Below are 19,470 nucleotides of genomic sequence, written 5' to 3'. Positions count from 1 at the left end.
AAAAAAGACCACACAATGTGCAGTCTTAATTTCAAACTAATTCAAAAATTAGTTAAGCTTTGTCTTGTTAACAACGTTCAACTTTTCGTCCAAGTCATAAACAACTGGTTCACCAGTAGTCATTTCAACGTCCATGATGTCAGCATCAGAGATGTTTTCGATGTACTTAGTCAAAGCACGTAGTGAGTTACCATGGGCAGCGATGATTACGTTCTTGCCGTCTAATAGCTTAGGAGCAATTTCATCTTCCCAGAAAGGAATTACACGTTCCAAAGTAACTTTAAGGTTTTCGCCACCAGGAATAATTCTTGGGTCAAGGTTTGCGTAACGACGATCGTTAGCTGCTGAACCTTCATCAGTTTCTTTCAATAGTGGAGGTAATGTATCGTATGAACGTCTCCAGATGTGAACTTGTTCATCACCGTATTTTTCAGCTGTTTCTTTCTTGTTAAGACCTTGAAGTGCGCCATAGTGACGTTCGTTAAGTCTCCATGTCTTTGTTTCAGGAATCCATAGTTGGTCACAGCCTTCAAGAGCGTAGTGCAATGTCTTGATAGCACGTGTCAATACTGATGTGTAAGCTTGGTCAAATTGGATGCCAGATTCCTTAAGAAGTTTACCAGCATTTTGAGCTTGCTTTACACCTTCTTCACTAAGGTCAACATCAACCCAACCAGTAAATTGGTTTGATAAATTCCATTCACTTTGTCCGTGACGAATGAAAACTAATTTTGCCATTTATATGATCCTCTTTTCATTTCTTTAACAAAGTACATTTTACACGAATTTGGCAATAAAAAAAAGTTTCTTTATTAAGTTTGACTAAATTGCAAAATAAAATCCTCACTAGAATGTTCCAATGCATTCCAATGAGGATTTTTAGTTTGATTATTCTTTATAAATAGGTGTATCTAATTCCTTTAAAGTAGTGATATCCAACTTATTCTTCGAATTCTTGTTCAAATAAGTATTAACTTGATCAGAACCGGCCAAGACGGCATTAACTTTGTCCTTGCCTTCGATCAAATCAGAAACTATTTGAGCATTTTCGCTCTGTTTCATAATAATTGGAATTACTTCAAAGCCGTAATCTCTGAGTTCCAACAATTTCTTGTAATATTCAGAATTAATCGAAACAAAAATCGTCGAAGTACTTTGTTTAAGAGCTTGATTCTTCAACCACCAGAAAATCAAGTCTTCATCATTATCAAAGGTACTGATCAAGACATTGCCTTCACTGAATAGTTGAATATAAGGCTCCTCAGCTGTGTAACTCTTAATCAAGACCAATGTTCCATCTTGACGATAAAAGTTCTCACGAACGACTTTATTGGCATTTCTGTGGTCATAGAATTGGGTAGCTGAGATCACGCCATTGACGTCAAAAATATCACGGCTCAATAGTTGACTGCCATCTTTGTAGTGACGAATGATTTGTAGTTGATGATTGGCATTTCTAGAAACTTCCATAACCAATTTATCATCAGCATCCAAAATCTTATCGACCTTATCACTGACATGTTGAACACGATAGTCAGCATCGAATGGAATTTCAGCGGGTGCTACAGGAGTATTCATATTGCGACCTTGCAAATCATTGTACATGTTCAATAGATAAGCATTGCCATCCACGAAACCGGCGTTTTGATAATTCATCCAAGCTTCGTCAACTTGATCGTTGTAAGTAACTGAAATGGCATTAGCCAACAAACCTTTGTCAGCCATAGTCATAGTCAGTTGTTGCCACATGTTTGTCGTGTCGCTATCAGGATTAGCAGCTAAATCATCAGTGAAAATGTAATAGTCACTATTGGCGTCTAAGTAAATCTCATTAGCCATTTCATCTGTTCCAAACCATTCCTTCAATGAAGCGTTGATTTGGTCGATTCTATCAGTAGCTTGTTTTCTTTCCTCGACTTGGTCGCTACCGACATTTCTCAAAATATGATTGCAATAACTACGGTCAGCCAATAATTGACTACGTAATTGCGACTTCAAATCAGCACTTTGATCCAAAGTATTTTGCAAATTTTGTTCAGTATATTGCCACTCTTCACCGTTATCCATCCCCGGTTGTGGATTTTGGTTAGGGTCCATTTGTGATTGTTGCGGCTGCATTTGTGGTTGGTTTTGACCAAAGAAATAATCGTTACTGCCAGGTTGTGCTGCTTGGCTTGGTTGGTTAAAATCGTTGCCCCCAAATTGCGTCCCATTGTTCATTTGAGCATCATTGTATTGATTTTGTGCTTGATCAAAATTATTTTGATCCGGTTGAGGATTTTGATATGAAGGATTGTTTAGATCAGAATAATTATCATCGTTTTCTTTCTTTTTTCTATCGAAAAATGACATAATTTAATCTCCCATCTACGTCAGTTGACTACATTTATCTCCATTATATATGACAAAACTTGCATAATCTTAATTATAACGTTTTCTTTAACTTTATTCTGCGCTTTTTGGGACCACCGATTGAGTGAACGCCCAAAATATCGAGGAAGAAAACAAAAATTGGAATACCAACAATCAAGCCCCAAGTACCAAGCAATTCTTCCGAAACAATCAAAACGATGAAAGTAAAGAAGATTGGCAAATGGGTCATGCTGGACATAAATTGTGGATTCAAGAAGTATGTTTCAATCAAGTGGATAACGATAATCATGATGACAATGTAGATAACGTAACGAATGCCACCGACTGAATAAGCCACGAAACTCAATGGTACCAAGGAAATAATCACTCCAGCTACGGGCACTAATGACAAGATGAAGACCATGGCAGCCAAAGCGATGATTCCTGGCATCCTCATGAATAGCAAAGTAATCGTTGTTAAAGCAGTATTGACGACCGCAATCATCAATTGAGCTTCTAAAACAACTCCAAAAGTATTGACGAATTTTTGACCATAATACTGCAAATCAGCAAAGATCCAACTGTATTTGCTATCCAAAAATTGACGACCAAAGGAATTCATCTGTTCAACTTGACTCGTGTAGAAGAAACTGAGTAAGAACGATATGACGATGTTGAAGCCAACTGCCCCCACGCTACTGATGTAGTTGACGACAGAAGTGACAGCCACTTTGATCTGATTATCCAAATTGATCTGTTGCAAATAATTATAAATAACATTCAAATAAGGGTTGGAGCGAACTTCCTCACTCTCATAAAACGACTGCAAAGAAGTAAACATTTTGACTGTCTGATTAACTAGCTGTGGCACGTAATTAGCAATCACGAAAACTAATAGCGCAATGATAATCAAATAAGTCGGCGCAATGATCCAAACTGGTTTAATTTTGGGAATTTTCTTTTGAACTGTTCGAACTAATTGGACCGACAAAAAAGTAAAGATGAAAGTTAACAAAAACATACTCATCATACTTTTGAATAAATAAAATACGCCGATGACGATAATTAGTAATACCACTCGTCGCAAGCGCTTATTTTCAACAAACTTATCGTACAAACTCATATAACGCACCTCAAATATACAAACTCAACGAATACAGCACATCTATCCCAACGACTATTGCGATGACGTAACGGTCATACCACAATAACGCCGTAAACTCGCGAAACATTGCCGGCCACTTCAACATGCTCATCGTTTTAGCAGAAACATACTGAACTTTAAAACCTAACCTCTTAGCTTGCAGCTTCGTTCGAGGAAGATGGTAATCGCTTGTAACTATGATAACCCTTGGTCGAGTCTCTTTAGACCAGAAGCGATGAATCTTAATAGAAGAAAACTCCAAATTCTGAATCGTATTCATAGCTTTTTTCTCCACAATAATGTGGTTTGCTGGAATACCTGCTTCTAACAAATATTCTTGCATCATCTCTGCTTCAGATTTATCCGAAAGACTGTGTGGGTTTCTCCCTCCACTGACAATTATTTGCGGTTTATTCGCCGATGTCTTAAAAAGTTCAATCGTTTTATTCAAGCGACTAGCTAAAATCGGCGGAATCCGTTCAGTCATACACTTGTTACCCATGACTAATAAAAAATCAGCTTCTTGTTTCATATTAACCTTTTTTTGGTCGCGATGCATTAGCCACATGTAAACCAACATTACAAATAAAAAGAACAAATTTAAAGATGCAAGTCCGAATGTATAAGCGCCTAAAAATTTGTTCAATGAAATATTAGAAATTAAATAGAATATAAATATAATAATGGCCACGATACCAATTCCCCAAATTGGCTTGCGACTGTAAACGTACCTTATCTTGTAAATAACCATTATTTCCACAACGGTTACTGCCAGTAGTATTAAAAAAATCATTTTTCCTCCACAGCTTAATTCAAGCTGAATTTCAATTTAGGCACGGTAAGTGGAAAATCTTTAACCATCGTCCAAGTGACGGTCGTCGAATCCTTGTCTGGTTGTTTTAGCAAAAATAATTTATTATCCAATGAACCATAGATCAAAAACTTACCCTTAGTAGTTGTCACAGCTGGTCCATTTTCTGAATAAGCTGAAGGTGAAACTAAAAACATATATTGCATCAAAGGCTGCTTACTGCCACTGACGCTAATCCCCTGGTAATCGCTTGGTTGCAAATTGGTACCATATTGGTCGCCAAAATTGACCCCGAGGTTACCGACTTTTTTGTCATTATTATCCGAAATAGCTGCTACTAACTGCATTAAGTCAGCGTTTGAAGCGATTGGATTTGACAAATATTGATCATAATAATCTTTTGTCTGAGTAATGGAATCTTCCAAACTAGTTTGTGCTGAATCAGATTTCGTTAACAAATTAGCCTTGGTATTGGCTTGGTTGTCACGCGTTCTGACGGTAAAGTCACTCGAATACAAGTACAACTGATTACTGTCATTTTCAATACGAATCTTTGCCCGATCGATTTGATTGCCGGTCGCCTTAGAGTTCACTTTTAGGTTAACTTCTTTTGGCAACAAACGGTTTTGATTCTGGCCATGATAGTAATAGTCGATCGTCACGAGATTTTTCGGTGTCAAATACATCTTGCCGTAGAGACTCTGGACATTGCCGGATTCAACCGTTGTCATCATAACGACCTTGCTATCAGTCGTATCGGACAATTTTTGAGCTGAATGCTGGGTCAAAGTCATTTGATAAGTCCCATTTTGATTGATAGTCAAATTACCATCAGTTCGGCGATAATCGATAATAGTCGAAAAATAGAAATTGCCGATCAAACTGTTGTCAGCACTCAAAGGTTTGGTGTTTTGGTTGACGTCGATAATGTGATTAGCCATCTGTTTGTAAGAGATCGATTGGGATTCATGCTTGGTAGATTTACTGATATTGGCCTTGTCTCGCTTGGTAATATAAGCAAATTTATAATTTTCATTGCCCACTTGGACATAGTAACCCTTCATATGCTTACCATAAACATTTTCGTGATAAGTCTTCACTAGTTTTATAACCAAATCCTGCTTAGCAGTTTTAAAAGTCATCGTCTTGCCATCACGTCCTAAAACGTATTGTGGATTGTTGAAATGCGTATTGAACCGGTTGATTCCAACTTTGCCGTCAATATTCGTGATATCTTTGATTTCAGCCCGTTGATCTTTTAAAAATTTGATTGAAACTGTGTCATTTTCACCTTGGTCCTGAAATAAATACCAAGTCTTGTTGGACGAAACAATTTTACTAGTTTCCTTTTTTTGGCACCCAGTTAAAATTACGCAAAAAAGAAACATCACACTCAAAACAATATAAAATTTTTTTCCCATATCGATTAAGCCTTTCTCATATGACAATTATACAACACCAAACACCTTCTATTATTAAGTATGATATCAAAAAAAGACCCGCATTTCAGCGCGCCTTTTAGAATAGTTTTTTATAAATTTATTTTGTAACGTAACCTTGGTCGACCCATTCGTTAGTAGCAACACGACGATAAGTCAAACCTTGATAAGTCTTAGTTTGATCAGTATACCATGGAGTGTTGTTAGCTAAAGCACGGTTAGTGATCTTCTTAGTAGTACCATCGCTTTGGAAAGCTACCAATGGAACATATGAACCTTGTGTATTGTTTACTGTAATAACGTTTGAATTAGCAGTACCGCCGCCATTGTTGACACCGTTGTTAGTGTTACCACTATTAGTATTACCCTTCAATTGGTTGTAATACTTACCAACTAGATCATAGAATTGATCCATGCTGTAGCCCCATTTTGCAAAGTAGCCAACAGGATCAGTGTGAGTTGTTTCGCCCCACTTCTTAGATACGTCGTTGTGTGACATAACTGTAACGCCTGGTGTAAATGGCAAGTTGTATTGAACCAACTTAGAAGCTGTGTAATAAGCTTGGTTAGCAACTGATCTAGCGAATGAGTAAGTAGTACTTACTTCACACAATTCAACTTGAACGAATTTAGCATTGGCAGTTGGACCTGCACCCCAAACGGCATAGTCAGTATTCTTGATGTTTAAAATTTCGTTAGCATCAACGAAGGCATGCACGTAACTGTACATATTTGGCCATTCACGATTGAAATATGTTGCTTCATTTCTAGCAGATGCTCCTGGAGTAGCTGTTTCATGAATAACAACACCCTCTGGCTTACCAACACCATTTTCATAAGGTGTCCAGTAACTGAATGTACCTTCTTCGTTAGTAATTGAAACTGGCGTAATGTTGTTGTTTGTAATAAAGTCATTGATTGCTGAAGTTGCAGCTTGGGCTGTTTGAACTTGTGCCCCCATTTGTGGAACTACTTGTCCTACTGTTGTAAAACCAATACTTGCTAATGCAACTGAAGTAGCAAGAGTAGTCATAAATTTCTTCTTTGATACCATAATAAATATTCCTTCCCACCGTTAATTTCCTTAACGTTATAAATTATAACAACTTTTTTCACAAATTTGATAAAAGTAATAAACCTGTAATCAGATAGTAAACTTCAATGTTCGCTCATATGTCGCAATTTTTTCAAAAGACTGTCACGCCGGTATCTTAAAGCCCTTGCAGTATGGTTATAACGTTTCGCCAATATTACTAACGGATGACCCTCAATGAAATGTTCTTGCAATATAGCACAGTCGAGTTTCGTCAGTTTGGAAAAGTTCACAAAGTCTAACTTTTCGGCCACCGATTCCTCTGGAACCCTTTGGAAATCAAACTCTTCAAGACTGTGAAAATCAAAATAACGTTTCTCCTGACGTAGCATATCGATCAGACGCCAAGTTAATTTTTGGAAGACGTACTTATGAAACTTCGTCATATCGCCGTTATTCTGCACGTATTGTCGATAAGTCTGAGCATAATTTATCATGGCTTCTTGAAAATAATCTTCATAGTCGACCCTAGTTGTGTAAATGTGGGCTCTTTTCAAAGCACCGTGGATCAAACGTTGATTTTGTAGTGCATCTTCAAATCCTAATTCCAATTCATTCATTTGTGAGTTCTCCTATTTTTACTCACAAGGCCTTGTGTGGAATTAATATAACGAATCTGAATAAAGATTATTAGTTGCCAAAATGAAATTGAAATGCTGTTATATCAACGTTTTAAAATTCAAGTCAAAATAAAAACGCCCATTTAGACGTTTTTTCAATTCATTTTAGTAATGTTTTTTTAATCGCGATAAAAATCTTCGATAATGTTTTTTCTCTTCTTCAGGATTAACGGACTCAATTCCTAAATGATCAATAATGAAGTTAATGAACATTAATCCAATAATTTGAGGATCATTGCCGTATTTGACCTTATTATGTAAAGGGCAATGGCAATTTCCAAACTTAACTACTAATCCGGTAAAAGAACATCCTTTAACGTCAATTCCACCATCAATAATCAATGGTAAAAAAAATGCCACACATTTCTCACATAACACACAAGCATCATGAACACGCCTATCCAAATCGCCTTTGGGAAAAGTAACTTTAATAATGAAACCCTGGGTAGTAATAAAATAAGCTTCCTTTTTGTTTTGGCGACAACTATTCATCAAATGTAAACCAATCCAATCGGTATTTTTGCGAGTACCTCCAGATATTGGCATGTAAACAACGTACATAAACACAAACGGTACATAATGTTTCAAAGAAAAAAAGTTGGCCAACACTTTAGACAAAGCGAAGCCAACTGCATTTCTCTTATAAAATTTATTAACTAATTCTTTCGTTGTTTCTTCCACCAAAAATGCACCATATTTTTCGTGTATAACCAAAGTATTACCACTGAAACGCTTATCATCAGATACATTTAATAAAGCGTCACATTTATAATCAATTTCAAAATCTGTGGGACCTTTTAAAAGTTCAAATTCATATTTCAAAATGTTCTCTTTAGTAATTTCTTTGTTGCTAAAAGCAAGTAAATGTACCATGTAAACACCTCAATTATATTTTTTTGAACCTAATAAATAGGAACAAAATCAATATAACAAAAGCCAAAAAAATTAGTGTGCTTACTTGCAGAATTTACAAACTTTTTACGAAGGTACGAATTTCTATTTCTTTTCAAACAAAACATAGTAAGTATTAGTACTATTTGAGGCAACAGATCTAACCTTATAATTGTAAAGTAAAGCGTCATGCAAATGTGGATCAATCGACTCTTTAGCCTGTAATAGCACGGTTTTGCGGTCGCTTGTTGGCGGAGCTTGAACATTAATTATGACGAAGTCAACAGCTTTTTGACGCATATTTTTTTCAAAGGACCAGTACATCTTAGGTAGCTGTTTGTAGTTCATATTCAGCTTTTGCCAGAAAGGTGTCGTTGGTAAAATATCGGTAGCTAAGAAAAATCCTTCATCCAAGTCGTTAATCATCAAAAGTGAGGGCTTCTTGTAGTCTGATTTCATAATTTTTGAAAATTGTTCTTGAGCTTGATGGGTCTCGCCGTTGAGTGAATGTTTCTCACCATTGACCACTAAGTGATACAAATTATCATTATTTACGAATGGCATAATTATTAAACTGGCTACCAACAAGATTTTTACGGGTGCCAATAATTTTTTGTCAAAAACGGCAGTTCTTAATTTCTGCAATCTTAACAAACGAATCAACGCTACCGCAAAAAATGGCATCCAGATCAAAGTATAGTAATCATCTAGCCAATGCTGTAAGCAGACAAATAATATAGCTCCGAAATACATTGCCACTTCAATCACAACGTGTTTCTTTTCAGAGATAGCTTTGAGCCAGCCACAAATTATGAAGATGAAGACGATGAAATGTGTTTTGAGCTGCATTCCCATCAAGTACAACAAATACCAGAATTGTCCAAGAAAACTCTGCTTGGTTTGCCGATATGAGGTCAAATTCTGAACGAAATAAATGTTGATCAAGTCTTTAAAAGCATTGTGCAATCCAAAATAAATTGCCACGATAACCGCCGTCAACAAGAACCCTAATAGTGATGCACCGATAATTTTAAAGAGTTTTTTGAAGTCTTTTTTGTAGAGCAGCTCGACAGCCACCCACAGGAAGAAGACGATGTATGACCCAGACAAGGAATATTTGTTCCAAAAAATAAAACTCAAATTCAATCCTAGCCAAAAATAAGTCTTCAGTGGAATATCTCCAACTCGCTGGCGATAGTGATTCAAGACGTACAACAAGTACAAGACTGAAGTGAAAGCAAACTCTTCCGGTGCTCCACTCATACTAAAGGCTCTGGTTCCAACTAAAGCCAGTGGTCCCATAAAGCCGGCATATTTAGGAGAAATAACATTTTGCTTCAAATCTTGAGCAATTCTTCTTGCCAAATAATAAACGACACTCAAATTAACTAATTGTAAGAAAAATACGCCCGAAAAGCTGGTCCCCTTAATACTTGCACCCACGGCAAATAAGGCATACAACAATGGACCACGCTGATCGATAACGTCACGATATGGCACTAATCCATGTAACATCGACTTTCCCATTGTTAACATGGCGTTGCTGTCGACCCACGGATTAGTTTTGAAAACTGGCGAAGAACCGATTACAAAAAAGCCAATTATTATCAAAAACAATATTGGCAATATCCATTCACGTATAAAAGTTTTATTTAATCTCATTTTGTACGACCCACCCAAAATACTTTTTAACCTACTAATTATAGCAAAAACAAAAAATCATAGTGCAGGCTTTTTTGATTCAGCTTACACTATGATTTTTGATTTTTAATCAGCATTATAAATACAATATTTGCCATTTACCCAACCGGCATTGACTTTGTACCAAGTTTGTCCATCAACGATTTGTTTGGATGTTACTCGCCAAGTCGTACCGTCAGCTAAACGTGTTCCTGTGAACTTGTTGTTTGATGCAGGACTGTTATAAACGTTAACGCCGTATCCTGGAATATAGTTGATTTTTACCATACCAGAAACTGAAGTTACGTAATTAGAACCTTTAACTTCAACGTCATTTGCGCTGACCCATTGATCGGTAGCTACTCGATACCAAACTGAGCCGTCGGAGTGGACTGATTTTTGATCAATCTTCCAGTCGGTTCCATTAGCTAAACTAACTGCCAAAGCATTGTGTTTGTCATCATAGGCTCTAGCACTTGGCGTAGCTGTTACATGGACGATATCGGGATAAGATGTTATCTGGTCGTCTTTGTAATCTTCATTTGGTTGCTGTGACTTCAAAGTGGCGTCAGTGGCCAAAATATAAGCGTCAGTTCCAACGAAGTAGAAAGTATTGCCATCATCGTCAACTACATAAGCAGTCGTGATCCAACTGGATTGATATGGCAAAACTCGATCCGTGGCAGCTTTTTTATTGGCAGCACTATAAACAGTCGCACCACTATTATTAACCACGATGGCAGCGTCTGATATCTTCACTTGTGGATTAGATTTCTCAGAATCCAATTGAACATCATTTGCGTTGACGTATTCATTAGCAGCTACTTGATAGTAAACTGTTCCGTCGGCCGCAACGACTTTCGAAGAGACGTGCCATTTGGTGTTGTAATCTAGCGCACGGTTAGCCGCAATTTGATTAGGATTAGCATTGATATAAATTGTCGCAGATTTTTGATTGGTTACAGTAGCGGTATCGTCGATCGTAGTCTTGGTACCACTAACTGAATTATCATTAGTACCACCGGTACTAGCTTCGTTATCGTATTGTGTCAAATTATAGGTCTCGATTATTTTATTCAAAGTTGATGCATAAATTGGACTTGTCGCATAACGTCCTTGCAACCAAGCCGTCGCATCTTTATAAGAGGAAGCATTTTCCTTCCAAGTACCCTTGTAAAAATCACTTGCCCCACTGATACCGTACCTCAATAAAGCACCATTATCGGCAAAGGATTCCGTTGCACTAGGGTATTTTCTAAAGTTGGCATAAATTGTGTAATAGCCCTTGTCAGCACTCCACTCTGAAGTTGGAAAGCTGACGTATGAGCCGTTGTAATCACCTTTAATACCAAAGTAATTGTTATATTGGCTAGACAAAGTCGAAGTTCCCCAAGCACTCTCAACAATTGCCTGTGCCATCATAACTGATGCATAGACGTTGTATTGAGATCCTACTGCTTGAGCAACTGGACCGATTTTCTCCAAAAAAGCCTGTTGTTGAGCCTTTGTCACTCCGGCACTAGTTGAAGCTTGAGTAACGGCGGCCACAGCATTAGCTGGTAAAACACTATTAAAACCTGAATTCTCATTAGCTTCAATGGCGTCTGCTGCATCTTCATTGATAGGAGCCCCCTGTTGGTCCAAAACACTGGCTACAGTGGGGTCTTTTTTATCAGTCGATGACTTGTGATCTAAGTCGTCCTGATTTCCATCATCATTTGAGACAGCATTCACTGGAGAAGCATTCGATGATACGCCAACTGCTGCTAGAATACTAGCTAAGGCAGTAGAGGCAACCCATTTCTTATTCATAATTGTCTCCCTCCAATTAAAAATATAACTAACGCTAGCCTACTATTTAAAGGGAGAGCCTTCAATAAAACCTTAAGAAATCAGGCAAATTTTAAACTTTTAAGGGTAAATTTAAATCTTTTGTAATATTATTCGTCGGTGTCAACGTAAGTAACGTATTCGGCTTCGATCCATTCGCCATCCTCAGCGATACGATAGAATACTTTGCCATCGTCGCCGGTACCTTTAGCATCTGTGTACCAAGCTGATTCACCTTTGACATATTTGTCTTGGAGCATTTTACGGTTCACTTCATAAGTATCAAACAAGAAAACAACATAACGTGCATCTTGGTTGACCTTAACAATACCATGTACGTTTTCAAGCATTGCAAATTACCACCTTTTAAGTTAATACTGCTTTTATTATACATTAAATGGATGATTTGTTGGGATGGTTTATTGTTATTGATAGATGAAGTATGCCGTCGTCCGCAAAAGCTCTGTGATTGGCTGGAACGTTGCCGACGCCACTTTGAACTACCGCATGGACCAAGTGCGCGGCATTTCAAAGCTGGGTCTTCTACTAAGCAACAAGTTGCTAAGTAGAATTTGGCGACTGAGCCATCACAGAGCTTTTGCTCCCGACTAGATTCTGCATTCTACCTTTATCCATTAACGTAAAAAGCCTAACCAGCTGGCATAATGCTAGCTAGTTAGACTTTTTAATTAAACCATCAAAATCTCTTATCAAGTCTTCTTGAACTTTCGAATGATATTTATCATCTATTGAAATTCTACTAAGACTCATAGCATTCTTTTCAGAAGAATAATTTTTAACTTCTTCTCGTCCCGGAAAAATCAAATGATACGGATCATAGAAGACAATATATAGAACATTCCCATCATCTTCTAAATAATCATGAATAACGAATACTCTAAATGCTCCGTCATGAAAAAAAGGTTTAAAATTTTGCGAAGTTATCTTTGATTCATACAAATGCTCATTGATTTTACTCACAGTATCTTTATCCATGTACTCGTTTAAAACCGCATTCAATTTACCAGTATTACTTTGGTGGAACCTAATAACTTGCAGTTTTTCAGCAACCTTTTGTGGATTAGAAACTATTTGTTTCAAACAATCATCTACTGCTGGATAATCCATTTTGTAAATATAATTAATGAAATGATATTTCTCCAAATCAACTGACATTCCACAATTAGATAAAAACATCACTTTTGGCTCATCATCATGTAAATTAAGAGGATTAATATCTTTTCTTTGCATGAGCTTAGGTGAGGATCTTACTTCTAGGTCATTGGCAGGTTTTATCCCCAAATTTGGACTAAATCTCAGATTGTTTTTTGACATATCCCACGTAGTCCTTCTTTATATCTTCAGGATTCATTTCAATATGATTATATCCATCTTTATAAACTTTCTTATACGAACTATCTTCATGGGATCTGTTAACTAATCCAAAATCATTCACGGAATCAATCTGCTTTAACAAATCATCCATAAACAACTTAATTTCTCTATCTTGGCTAGTTTTTTCGACATTTTCATCATCAAACTTAGCCTGAAATTTATTCTCAAACCCAGCTATACGACCTGTTTTGTCCCAACTATAGACATCGTTATCTACGGGACCATATCTCCAGGCTTCAAAGGCTGGTTTAAACAATTCTCTGGGATACTTTTCTTCAGAATTAAATTCAGAATCTTGATTATAATCGATATTTCCATACGTGGCTGCATAAAACGCCCACAGGAAATACATTGCTTTTTGCAATTTGATTGGTGTTGGATCTGATAATTTATGATAAATGTATGAAACAAGATTTTCTTTATTCTCAAATACATATTCACTTGTCATAGTCAAAACACTCCCATCAATTCATCTACAATCTTATCAAAAATAAATTCTAACTACTAACGATTTACTTTGATTCATGGTTCAGTATATCGAACACCTGTTTGATTGGCAAATGATAGTTACCCTCTTCAACATAGTGCTTCCAATAAGTCGTATTCTGTTGATTCAACAAGTCATTAGTTCCCACAAATTGACGATAAGGCACATGCTTAGTCAAACCAGCTTTGCCATTATAAAATTGTGGATCAGAGACACGTTCCAAATTGACTTGGTAATTCGTGTAGATCATCGATTGGAAACTTACACCCATGAACAACACGGCTATCAACAACAACCAATTGACAAATTTAATCTTGCTAAACGCATCAATCACGAATCTTGTCGCAATCAAATACATGAAGACGTAAGCGGCAAAATAGCCACGACTGTTAACTGGTGAAGCAACGAACAACAATTGACCAGAAACGATACCAGTCATTAAGAAATACAGCCACATCTTAGCATCGGTCTTATAAAATAGAAAAATACAATAACCGATAAAGACTATCAACAACAAACTCATGACTGAATCCATTACAGCAACTTTATTTGGAAAAATGGCTGAATTGAAAGTGAACATATCATCCTTAGGATACTTTCTAAAATAGACCGTTATGGCAGTGTAATAAAGCAAGAATAATGCAGAAATTCCAGCTGTTACTGTCTTTTGAAGCTTTGAGAAATCAGACTTCAAAGTCAAAGTGATAATCGCCAACAAAATAGCCACTAACAACACGAGATTGAAACTGATCAACCAATAGTGAGTCATTATCTTGTACAAACGCCAAATTTCAGCAGGATCAAAGGTCGTCAAACGATAAGTGCTCTTTTCATGGTAACTAGGATGCAAGAACATTATCGCTGCTGAAATCAAAGTCCCGATAAAATAAGTTACGTGATAAAGCTTGGTTTTCTTGCGGAAATATAAAATTACTAGAACAGCTAAGCAAACTTGTCCCAAATTCAAAGTTTCCGTGAATAGTCCAGCAATTGAACCGATAAATAACGTTAATAATGCAAAAGTCCAATGCAAGTCTTTTTTCTGACCGTACTCAACAATTACTAAATACGTCAAAATCAAAGCAATCGGTGGCACGTAATTGACGAAACCGGCGTTCCAAGCGAGGACGTTATTGATATACGCCCCTTGCAAAGTAAAGATAAACGCCAATGACAACAACAGTGATGAGATACTTTTGCCAGCTAATCTCCACATCGCCCACAACAAGAGCGTGAAGAAGACACCATAACTGACTGTGGCAATCGTGATACTGTGCATCGACAAAATCTCCAAGGTATTACCTAAGAATCGACCGTTACTACTTCCTCCATAAGTAGCTTGTGGTCCGTAAAAACCGTGAAGAATCAAATACTTCCCTTGAGCTCCTCCCCAAAAGTAATCATCCCCGGCAGGAATCATAAAATAGCGAAAGGCTGCAAAATAGACAAAAGATAGCAAAAAAACTAATGGTGCAAATAACTTTCCCTTAAAAAACAATTTTATTTTATTCAACATATTTACTAGTATAAGACAACCTTATAAATCGTGAAATAGAAATTTGACGAAATATAATGCTGCCGTCCTCCATAGCGAAGAAAATTTGGCTGGAACAATGTGGGCACGACTTGGAGCCTTTGCTAAGCCCAAGTTCGGACAAAGTCTTCAAGCTCGACCTTTCACTAGGCAATAAATTGCCAAGAGAAATTTCACATTTGAGCCAATTTTCTTCGCTATTCCGAATTAGATAGTGGTTCTAATTCTTATTTCAACAAATTACTTTCCTAAATAATTCTTCCAGTAAGTTGGATTCTGTTGATTTAACAAATCATTCGACCAAACGAACTGACGATAAGGCACATGTTTCGTCAGAGCTTTCTTTCCATTATAAAATTCGGGATCAGAGACTCGCTCTAAGTTCACTTGGTGATTTTGGTACAACATTGATTGATAACTTGCACCCAGCAAAACTACAACAAGAGCAATAACCCAATTGACCAATTTTACTTTGGAAAAGGCATCAACCACGAAGCGCATTGCAATCAAATACATGAAGACATACGTTAAGAAGTATCCTCGGCAGTTAACTGGAGCTGACACGAACAACAATTGTCCAGCAATAACCCCGGTCATCAAATAATAGAGCCACATTTTGGCATCGGTCTTGTAAAAAATGAAGATGCAATAACCGATAAAAATTATCAACAATATGCTGACTAAAGTATCGGTAACTGCAATCGGTTGACTGATTGAATTGTAGCCGTACATATCATTCTTGGGGATGGTTCTCAAAATTGCATTCGCTACTGCATAGTAAAACAAAAACGCTACTGAAATAATGGATAAAATGATTTTTTTAACTCTTGAAAAGTCTGATTTCAATACTAAAGTCAAAATTGCTAACAAAATTGCTGCCAACAAGATCACGTTAAAAGTAATCAACCAAAAATGCGTTACATTGGAGAACCAACTCCAAATAACTTTCGGGTCAAAAGTAGTCCCTCGATAAGTACTCTTTCCGTGATAACCGGGATGAGAAAACATAACGATAGCTGAGACGATTGTCCCTAACAAATAAGTGATGTGATACAACTTAGTTCGCTTGTTAAAGTACAAGATCACCAACACAGCCAAACAAATTTGTCCCAACGTCAGAGCTTCAGTGAATAATCCTGCTGAATAGCCCAAAACTAGCGTCAATAAGGCAAACAGCCACGGTAAAACTTTCTTTTGTCCATAGTCGACGATAACTAAATAGCTCAGTACTAACGCCATTGGTGGCACGTAATTAACGAAACCGGCGTTCCAAGCTAAGACGTTATTGATAAAAGCTCCCTGCAAGGTAAACGCGAAAGCTAACGACAACAACAAGGCCGTAATACTTCTGCCAGCTAATCTCCACATTGCCCACAATAACAATGTCCAAAATAATCCGTAACTAAAAGCTGCTAGTGGCAAACTGTGCATCGTGAAAATTTCTAAAGTATTCCCAAAATAACGACCGTTGCTACTTCCTCCATAAATAGCCTGTGGCCCATAAAACATGTGACGAATCAAGTAAGCTCCTTGTTCCCCGCCCCAGAAATAATCATCTCCGGAAGGAATCATCAGAACTCTAAATAGTCCAAAATACAAAAATGACACTAAAAACATGATTGGTGCAAAAAATTTCCCTCTAAAAAATCCCTTTATTTTCTTCAACATAGTTACAAGTATAGAACAACCTTATAATTCACGAAACAACAAAAAAACGCCCATTTTAAACATAGACGTTTTACAATAATATTTTTCTAATTAGAGGAATCTTGCTCAAAACAAATATCACGACTAGAGAAATCAGCGATGCCAACAAGAAATTAGTGAAGTAGGCACTTTTCCCGAACCACTGTTCAACTAAATTGATCACTAACCCGTGAACCAAGTACACGCCATACGTCAACGGCGCTAAAATCTCAATCAATCTGCTGAACCAGTGATGATACTTGTTTTCAAACGAACGCAGAACAACGAATATCAGTCCAGCGATAAAAGGTACTGAACCAATCGAGAAGATATTCAAAATCTTCCAAACACTGTGATTATTAATTAAGCCTATTTCAATATTTATTGTGAACAAAATTAAAATAAGCAAAATTCCCACGAGCCAATTAGTTTTGCGATGCTTTTCCTGTGAAAGTTTGTAGCCCAATAAGAAATAACCCAAATAACTGGAAAAGACGATTTTACTCATACTGTAGACTTTAAAATAAGATCTGATATCAGCTGGCAAAACAGGGATGACTACCGGCATTATCATCGTGAAGATGAACCATAGAATCAATAAGTAATTTAATCCGGTACTGCTCAAACTATCGACCATAGCTTTTAACAGCGGTGACAGCAAGTATAATGATATCAATGGATAAATGAACCAGTAAGCGATAATTACCGGTTGATGATACATTGACAGAACTGCATGCATGAAACTGTGGTAAGTATAAGTTCCATCGATTTGGCGGGCAAAATAAGCTGTGATAACCGACCAAATTATAAATGGTATCAAAATCTTCGGCAAACGATGTTTGAATAAATAACGAATGCTGTGAGTTTTTGGACTATTCAAAATTGTCGAACCACTGATCATAAAAAACAGCGGTACCGCAACTTCGGTGATAATTACTAAAGAATGGGCAATATTCCAATCGATTGAATTGCTCTTATGTCCTAATTCAGAAGCACAGGCATGAGCCAAAACAACTAGAAACATTGCCAAAACTCGGATGAAGTCTATATAAACAATTCGCTTTCTTTTCATACTCTCCCCCAGTCATATCATTTCTTGTAATATCCACTAATTTGATTTACATCAAAAAACTTAGATTCCCAACGATTCATAATCTGCCATGGTTCTTTAGCCAAACCAATAACACCATTAGTAGCATTATACTTGCTCTTTTGTGGAGTTAGAATTTGAACAGTCGCGTTTTTAGGATTCTCATGTTGAGCTTTTTTAATAGCTTCATACTGATTTGCAGTCTGATGATAGCTGAGATTAATATCTTGATAGGCTGGTACGAAACTAAAAACAAAACAAACTGAACATATAGCCATCAAGCCTAATAGACTAATTCTTGTATTGCTAAAAACACAATACATTAGAATAAAAATAGCTATCCCCAAAAACATTACTCCCCCAAAGAAAGTTCTCTCAGGATGTTCTGGTGAAAATGCCATTGCATAAATTGCTGCTAAATGACCTATGAAAAAGAAAGTTACAGTCAATAATTCATCAAATGTAATCTTTTTCATCCCAATAGCCAACAGTAATAGAACAATAAATATTAAATAAGCCCATTTTAAATCATTAAATGACAATTTAAAAATGTCTTGAAGATTATTTTGAATAATTTCAAAAGTACGTTGCATCGTACCACGTTTTTGTGAGCCTGGGGATAACATCATAGTTAAAAAGCCAATGGCACTGGAAACTATCCCAATTACTGCGACTGAACTTACCTTTCGTTCTTTAAAAAATCGTCTTAACATAAATAATAGAACAATCAATACTGCCGCAGGACCAGAATTTTCATTACTAGCTCCGGTCAAGAAACCTAATAAAATTACTGATAAAATATTAGTAAAGTTTCTTTCATGATTCTTGAGATTAAATAAAATAAATCCTAAATAAATCAAACTCATCCATAAATAGTTACCTGATCCAGACAACCACAAAACTGATTGACCAAAGAAAGGAATAAAAAACCACGTAAAGAAGAATATCAATGCCAACATATAAGGATTATTCTTCTTATTAGTGACCCTTAGTGAAATCCAATTGATCAAAGAGACTAATCCAACATATGCTAAACTATTGAAAATATTAAACGGAATTTTCGTATCAAACTGCATGAAATATTGAACAATTGAATGCGAGACAAAACGTCCATTCCAATTTAAATAATGATTCCACATTGAATAAGGAATAAGGCCAGTTGTAATTTTTTCCATATGTTTTTCTGGTGTTGGTAAATGATAAACAAACCGATAAACATAATCATCTGCTGTATACAAAGTTTTGGAATTCAAAATTAATAATATTGCAAAAATAATTACTAAAACACCCACTGTTAGCTTATTTTTCTTAATAAAGCAGTAGATGTCATTACTTTTTTTACTAATAATAATCACCTCATAACAAATAAAAGAGCTCAATAGTTATAATACCTAAAAAATAACAATACCTAGTATAAT

General features: G+C 36.4%; 17 protein-coding genes. All 17 read right to left on the bottom strand.

Going from position 1 to position 19,470, the window contains the following annotated elements:
* Positions 1–48: 48 nt before the first annotated feature.
* The 17 genes from LF20184_RS02280 to LF20184_RS02200 all read right to left on the bottom strand — a co-directional run bounded on the left by LF20184_RS02280 (position 49) and on the right by LF20184_RS02200 (position 19,407).
* Positions 49–738: a 2,3-diphosphoglycerate-dependent phosphoglycerate mutase gene (locus LF20184_RS02280; protein ID WP_010020956.1), complete on the bottom strand. Its 690-nt coding sequence runs from the start codon at positions 736–738 to the stop codon at positions 49–51.
* A 150-nt stretch (positions 739–888) separates the two neighbouring features.
* Positions 889–2,352 carry a hypothetical protein gene (locus tag LF20184_RS02275; RefSeq protein WP_010020958.1) on the bottom strand — a complete coding sequence of 488 codons (1,464 nt, stop codon included), beginning with the start codon at positions 2,350–2,352 and terminating at the stop codon, positions 889–891.
* Positions 2,353–2,425: 73 nt separating this feature from the next.
* A complete protein-coding gene (locus LF20184_RS02270; protein ID WP_010020960.1) occupies positions 2,426–3,475 on the bottom strand; it encodes an AI-2E family transporter in 1,050 nt (349 codons plus the stop codon).
* Positions 3,476–3,485: 10 nt separating this feature from the next.
* Positions 3,486–4,289: a YdcF family protein gene (locus LF20184_RS02265; protein WP_010020961.1), complete on the bottom strand. Its 804-nt coding sequence runs from the start codon at positions 4,287–4,289 to the stop codon at positions 3,486–3,488.
* A 14-nt stretch (positions 4,290–4,303) separates the two neighbouring features.
* Positions 4,304–5,728, bottom strand: coding sequence for a hypothetical protein (locus LF20184_RS02260; RefSeq protein WP_148223974.1), 1,425 nt, complete (start codon positions 5,726–5,728; stop codon positions 4,304–4,306).
* 118 nt (positions 5,729–5,846) lie between these two features.
* Positions 5,847–6,779 (bottom strand): peptidoglycan recognition protein family protein, encoded by a 933-nt coding sequence (locus tag LF20184_RS02255; RefSeq protein WP_235699486.1) that lies wholly within the window; start codon positions 6,777–6,779, stop codon positions 5,847–5,849.
* 125 nt (positions 6,780–6,904) lie between these two features.
* On the bottom strand, positions 6,905–7,399 hold the full coding sequence (locus LF20184_RS02250) for a sigma-70 RNA polymerase sigma factor region 4 domain-containing protein (RefSeq protein WP_010020965.1): 495 nt from the start codon (positions 7,397–7,399) through the stop codon (positions 6,905–6,907).
* 165 nt (positions 7,400–7,564) lie between these two features.
* Entirely contained in the window at positions 7,565–8,332 is a 768-nt protein-coding gene (locus LF20184_RS02245) for a hypothetical protein (RefSeq protein ID WP_056945226.1), read from the bottom strand.
* A 123-nt stretch (positions 8,333–8,455) separates the two neighbouring features.
* Entirely contained in the window at positions 8,456–10,012 is a 1,557-nt protein-coding gene (locus LF20184_RS02240) for a hypothetical protein (protein WP_010020967.1), read from the bottom strand.
* A gap of 105 nt (positions 10,013–10,117) precedes the next feature.
* Positions 10,118–11,842 (bottom strand): glycoside hydrolase family 73 protein, encoded by a 1,725-nt coding sequence (locus tag LF20184_RS13080; protein ID WP_010020968.1) that lies wholly within the window; start codon positions 11,840–11,842, stop codon positions 10,118–10,120.
* A gap of 128 nt (positions 11,843–11,970) precedes the next feature.
* Positions 11,971–12,210, bottom strand: a complete 240-nt coding sequence (locus tag LF20184_RS02230) for a hypothetical protein (RefSeq protein ID WP_010020969.1) — start codon at positions 12,208–12,210, stop codon at positions 11,971–11,973.
* Between the two features lie 322 nt (positions 12,211–12,532).
* On the bottom strand, positions 12,533–13,195 hold the full coding sequence (locus LF20184_RS02225) for a hypothetical protein (protein ID WP_010020970.1): 663 nt from the start codon (positions 13,193–13,195) through the stop codon (positions 12,533–12,535).
* Complete coding sequence (locus LF20184_RS02220; RefSeq protein WP_010020972.1) at positions 13,170–13,703, bottom strand: Panacea domain-containing protein; 534 nt, start codon at positions 13,701–13,703, stop codon at positions 13,170–13,172. The genes LF20184_RS02225 and LF20184_RS02220 overlap by 26 nt, the downstream gene beginning before the upstream one ends.
* Before the next feature lie 64 nt (positions 13,704–13,767).
* Positions 13,768–15,240, bottom strand: a complete 1,473-nt coding sequence (locus LF20184_RS02215; protein ID WP_133278239.1) for a DUF6056 family protein — start codon at positions 15,238–15,240, stop codon at positions 13,768–13,770.
* Between the two features lie 276 nt (positions 15,241–15,516).
* Entirely contained in the window at positions 15,517–16,893 is a 1,377-nt protein-coding gene (locus LF20184_RS02210) for a DUF6056 family protein (RefSeq protein WP_056945225.1), read from the bottom strand.
* A 121-nt stretch (positions 16,894–17,014) separates the two neighbouring features.
* On the bottom strand, positions 17,015–18,034 hold the full coding sequence (locus tag LF20184_RS02205) for an acyltransferase (protein ID WP_010020977.1): 1,020 nt from the start codon (positions 18,032–18,034) through the stop codon (positions 17,015–17,017).
* Positions 18,035–18,051: 17 nt separating this feature from the next.
* Positions 18,052–19,407 (bottom strand): DUF3329 domain-containing protein, encoded by a 1,356-nt coding sequence (locus LF20184_RS02200; protein WP_235699487.1) that lies wholly within the window; start codon positions 19,405–19,407, stop codon positions 18,052–18,054.
* Positions 19,408–19,470: the final 63 nt, after the last annotated feature.

This window comes from Companilactobacillus farciminis KCTC 3681 = DSM 20184, from assembly GCF_002706745.1.
Lineage (GTDB): Bacteria > Bacillota > Bacilli > Lactobacillales > Lactobacillaceae > Companilactobacillus > Companilactobacillus farciminis.
Note: the sequence above shows the minus strand (reverse complement) of the source record. Positions and strands in the feature narration are given on the sequence as shown.

What these genes read in the sequence shown, in the direction of transcription:
- LF20184_RS02240 (WP_010020967.1), bottom strand. Translation starts at nt 10,012, where the DNA reads ATGAGATTAAATAAAACTTTTATACGTGAATGGATATTGCCAATATTG.
- LF20184_RS02210 (WP_056945225.1), bottom strand. Translation starts at nt 16,893, where the DNA reads ATGTTTTTAGTGTCATTTTTGTATTTTGGACTATTTAGAGTTCTGATG.
- LF20184_RS02225 (WP_010020970.1), bottom strand. Translation starts at nt 13,195, where the DNA reads ATGTCAAAAAACAATCTGAGATTTAGTCCAAATTTGGGGATAAAACCT.
- LF20184_RS02265 (WP_010020961.1), bottom strand. Translation starts at nt 4,289, where the DNA reads ATGATTTTTTTAATACTACTGGCAGTAACCGTTGTGGAAATAATGGTT.
- LF20184_RS02280 (WP_010020956.1), bottom strand. Translation starts at nt 738, where the DNA reads ATGGCAAAATTAGTTTTCATTCGTCACGGACAAAGTGAATGGAATTTA.
- LF20184_RS02255 (WP_235699486.1), bottom strand. Translation starts at nt 6,779, where the DNA reads ATGACTACTCTTGCTACTTCAGTTGCATTAGCAAGTATTGGTTTTACA.
- LF20184_RS02260 (WP_148223974.1), bottom strand. Translation starts at nt 5,728, where the DNA reads ATGGGAAAAAAATTTTATATTGTTTTGAGTGTGATGTTTCTTTTTTGC.
- LF20184_RS13080 (WP_010020968.1), bottom strand. Translation starts at nt 11,842, where the DNA reads ATGAATAAGAAATGGGTTGCCTCTACTGCCTTAGCTAGTATTCTAGCA.
- LF20184_RS02245 (WP_056945226.1), bottom strand. Translation starts at nt 8,332, where the DNA reads ATGGTACATTTACTTGCTTTTAGCAACAAAGAAATTACTAAAGAGAAC.
- LF20184_RS02275 (WP_010020958.1), bottom strand. Translation starts at nt 2,352, where the DNA reads ATGTCATTTTTCGATAGAAAAAAGAAAGAAAACGATGATAATTATTCT.
- LF20184_RS02270 (WP_010020960.1), bottom strand. Translation starts at nt 3,475, where the DNA reads ATGAGTTTGTACGATAAGTTTGTTGAAAATAAGCGCTTGCGACGAGTG.
- LF20184_RS02250 (WP_010020965.1), bottom strand. Translation starts at nt 7,399, where the DNA reads ATGAATGAATTGGAATTAGGATTTGAAGATGCACTACAAAATCAACGT.
- LF20184_RS02230 (WP_010020969.1), bottom strand. Translation starts at nt 12,210, where the DNA reads ATGCTTGAAAACGTACATGGTATTGTTAAGGTCAACCAAGATGCACGT.
- LF20184_RS02205 (WP_010020977.1), bottom strand. Translation starts at nt 18,034, where the DNA reads ATGAAAAGAAAGCGAATTGTTTATATAGACTTCATCCGAGTTTTGGCA.
- LF20184_RS02220 (WP_010020972.1), bottom strand. Translation starts at nt 13,703, where the DNA reads ATGACAAGTGAATATGTATTTGAGAATAAAGAAAATCTTGTTTCATAC.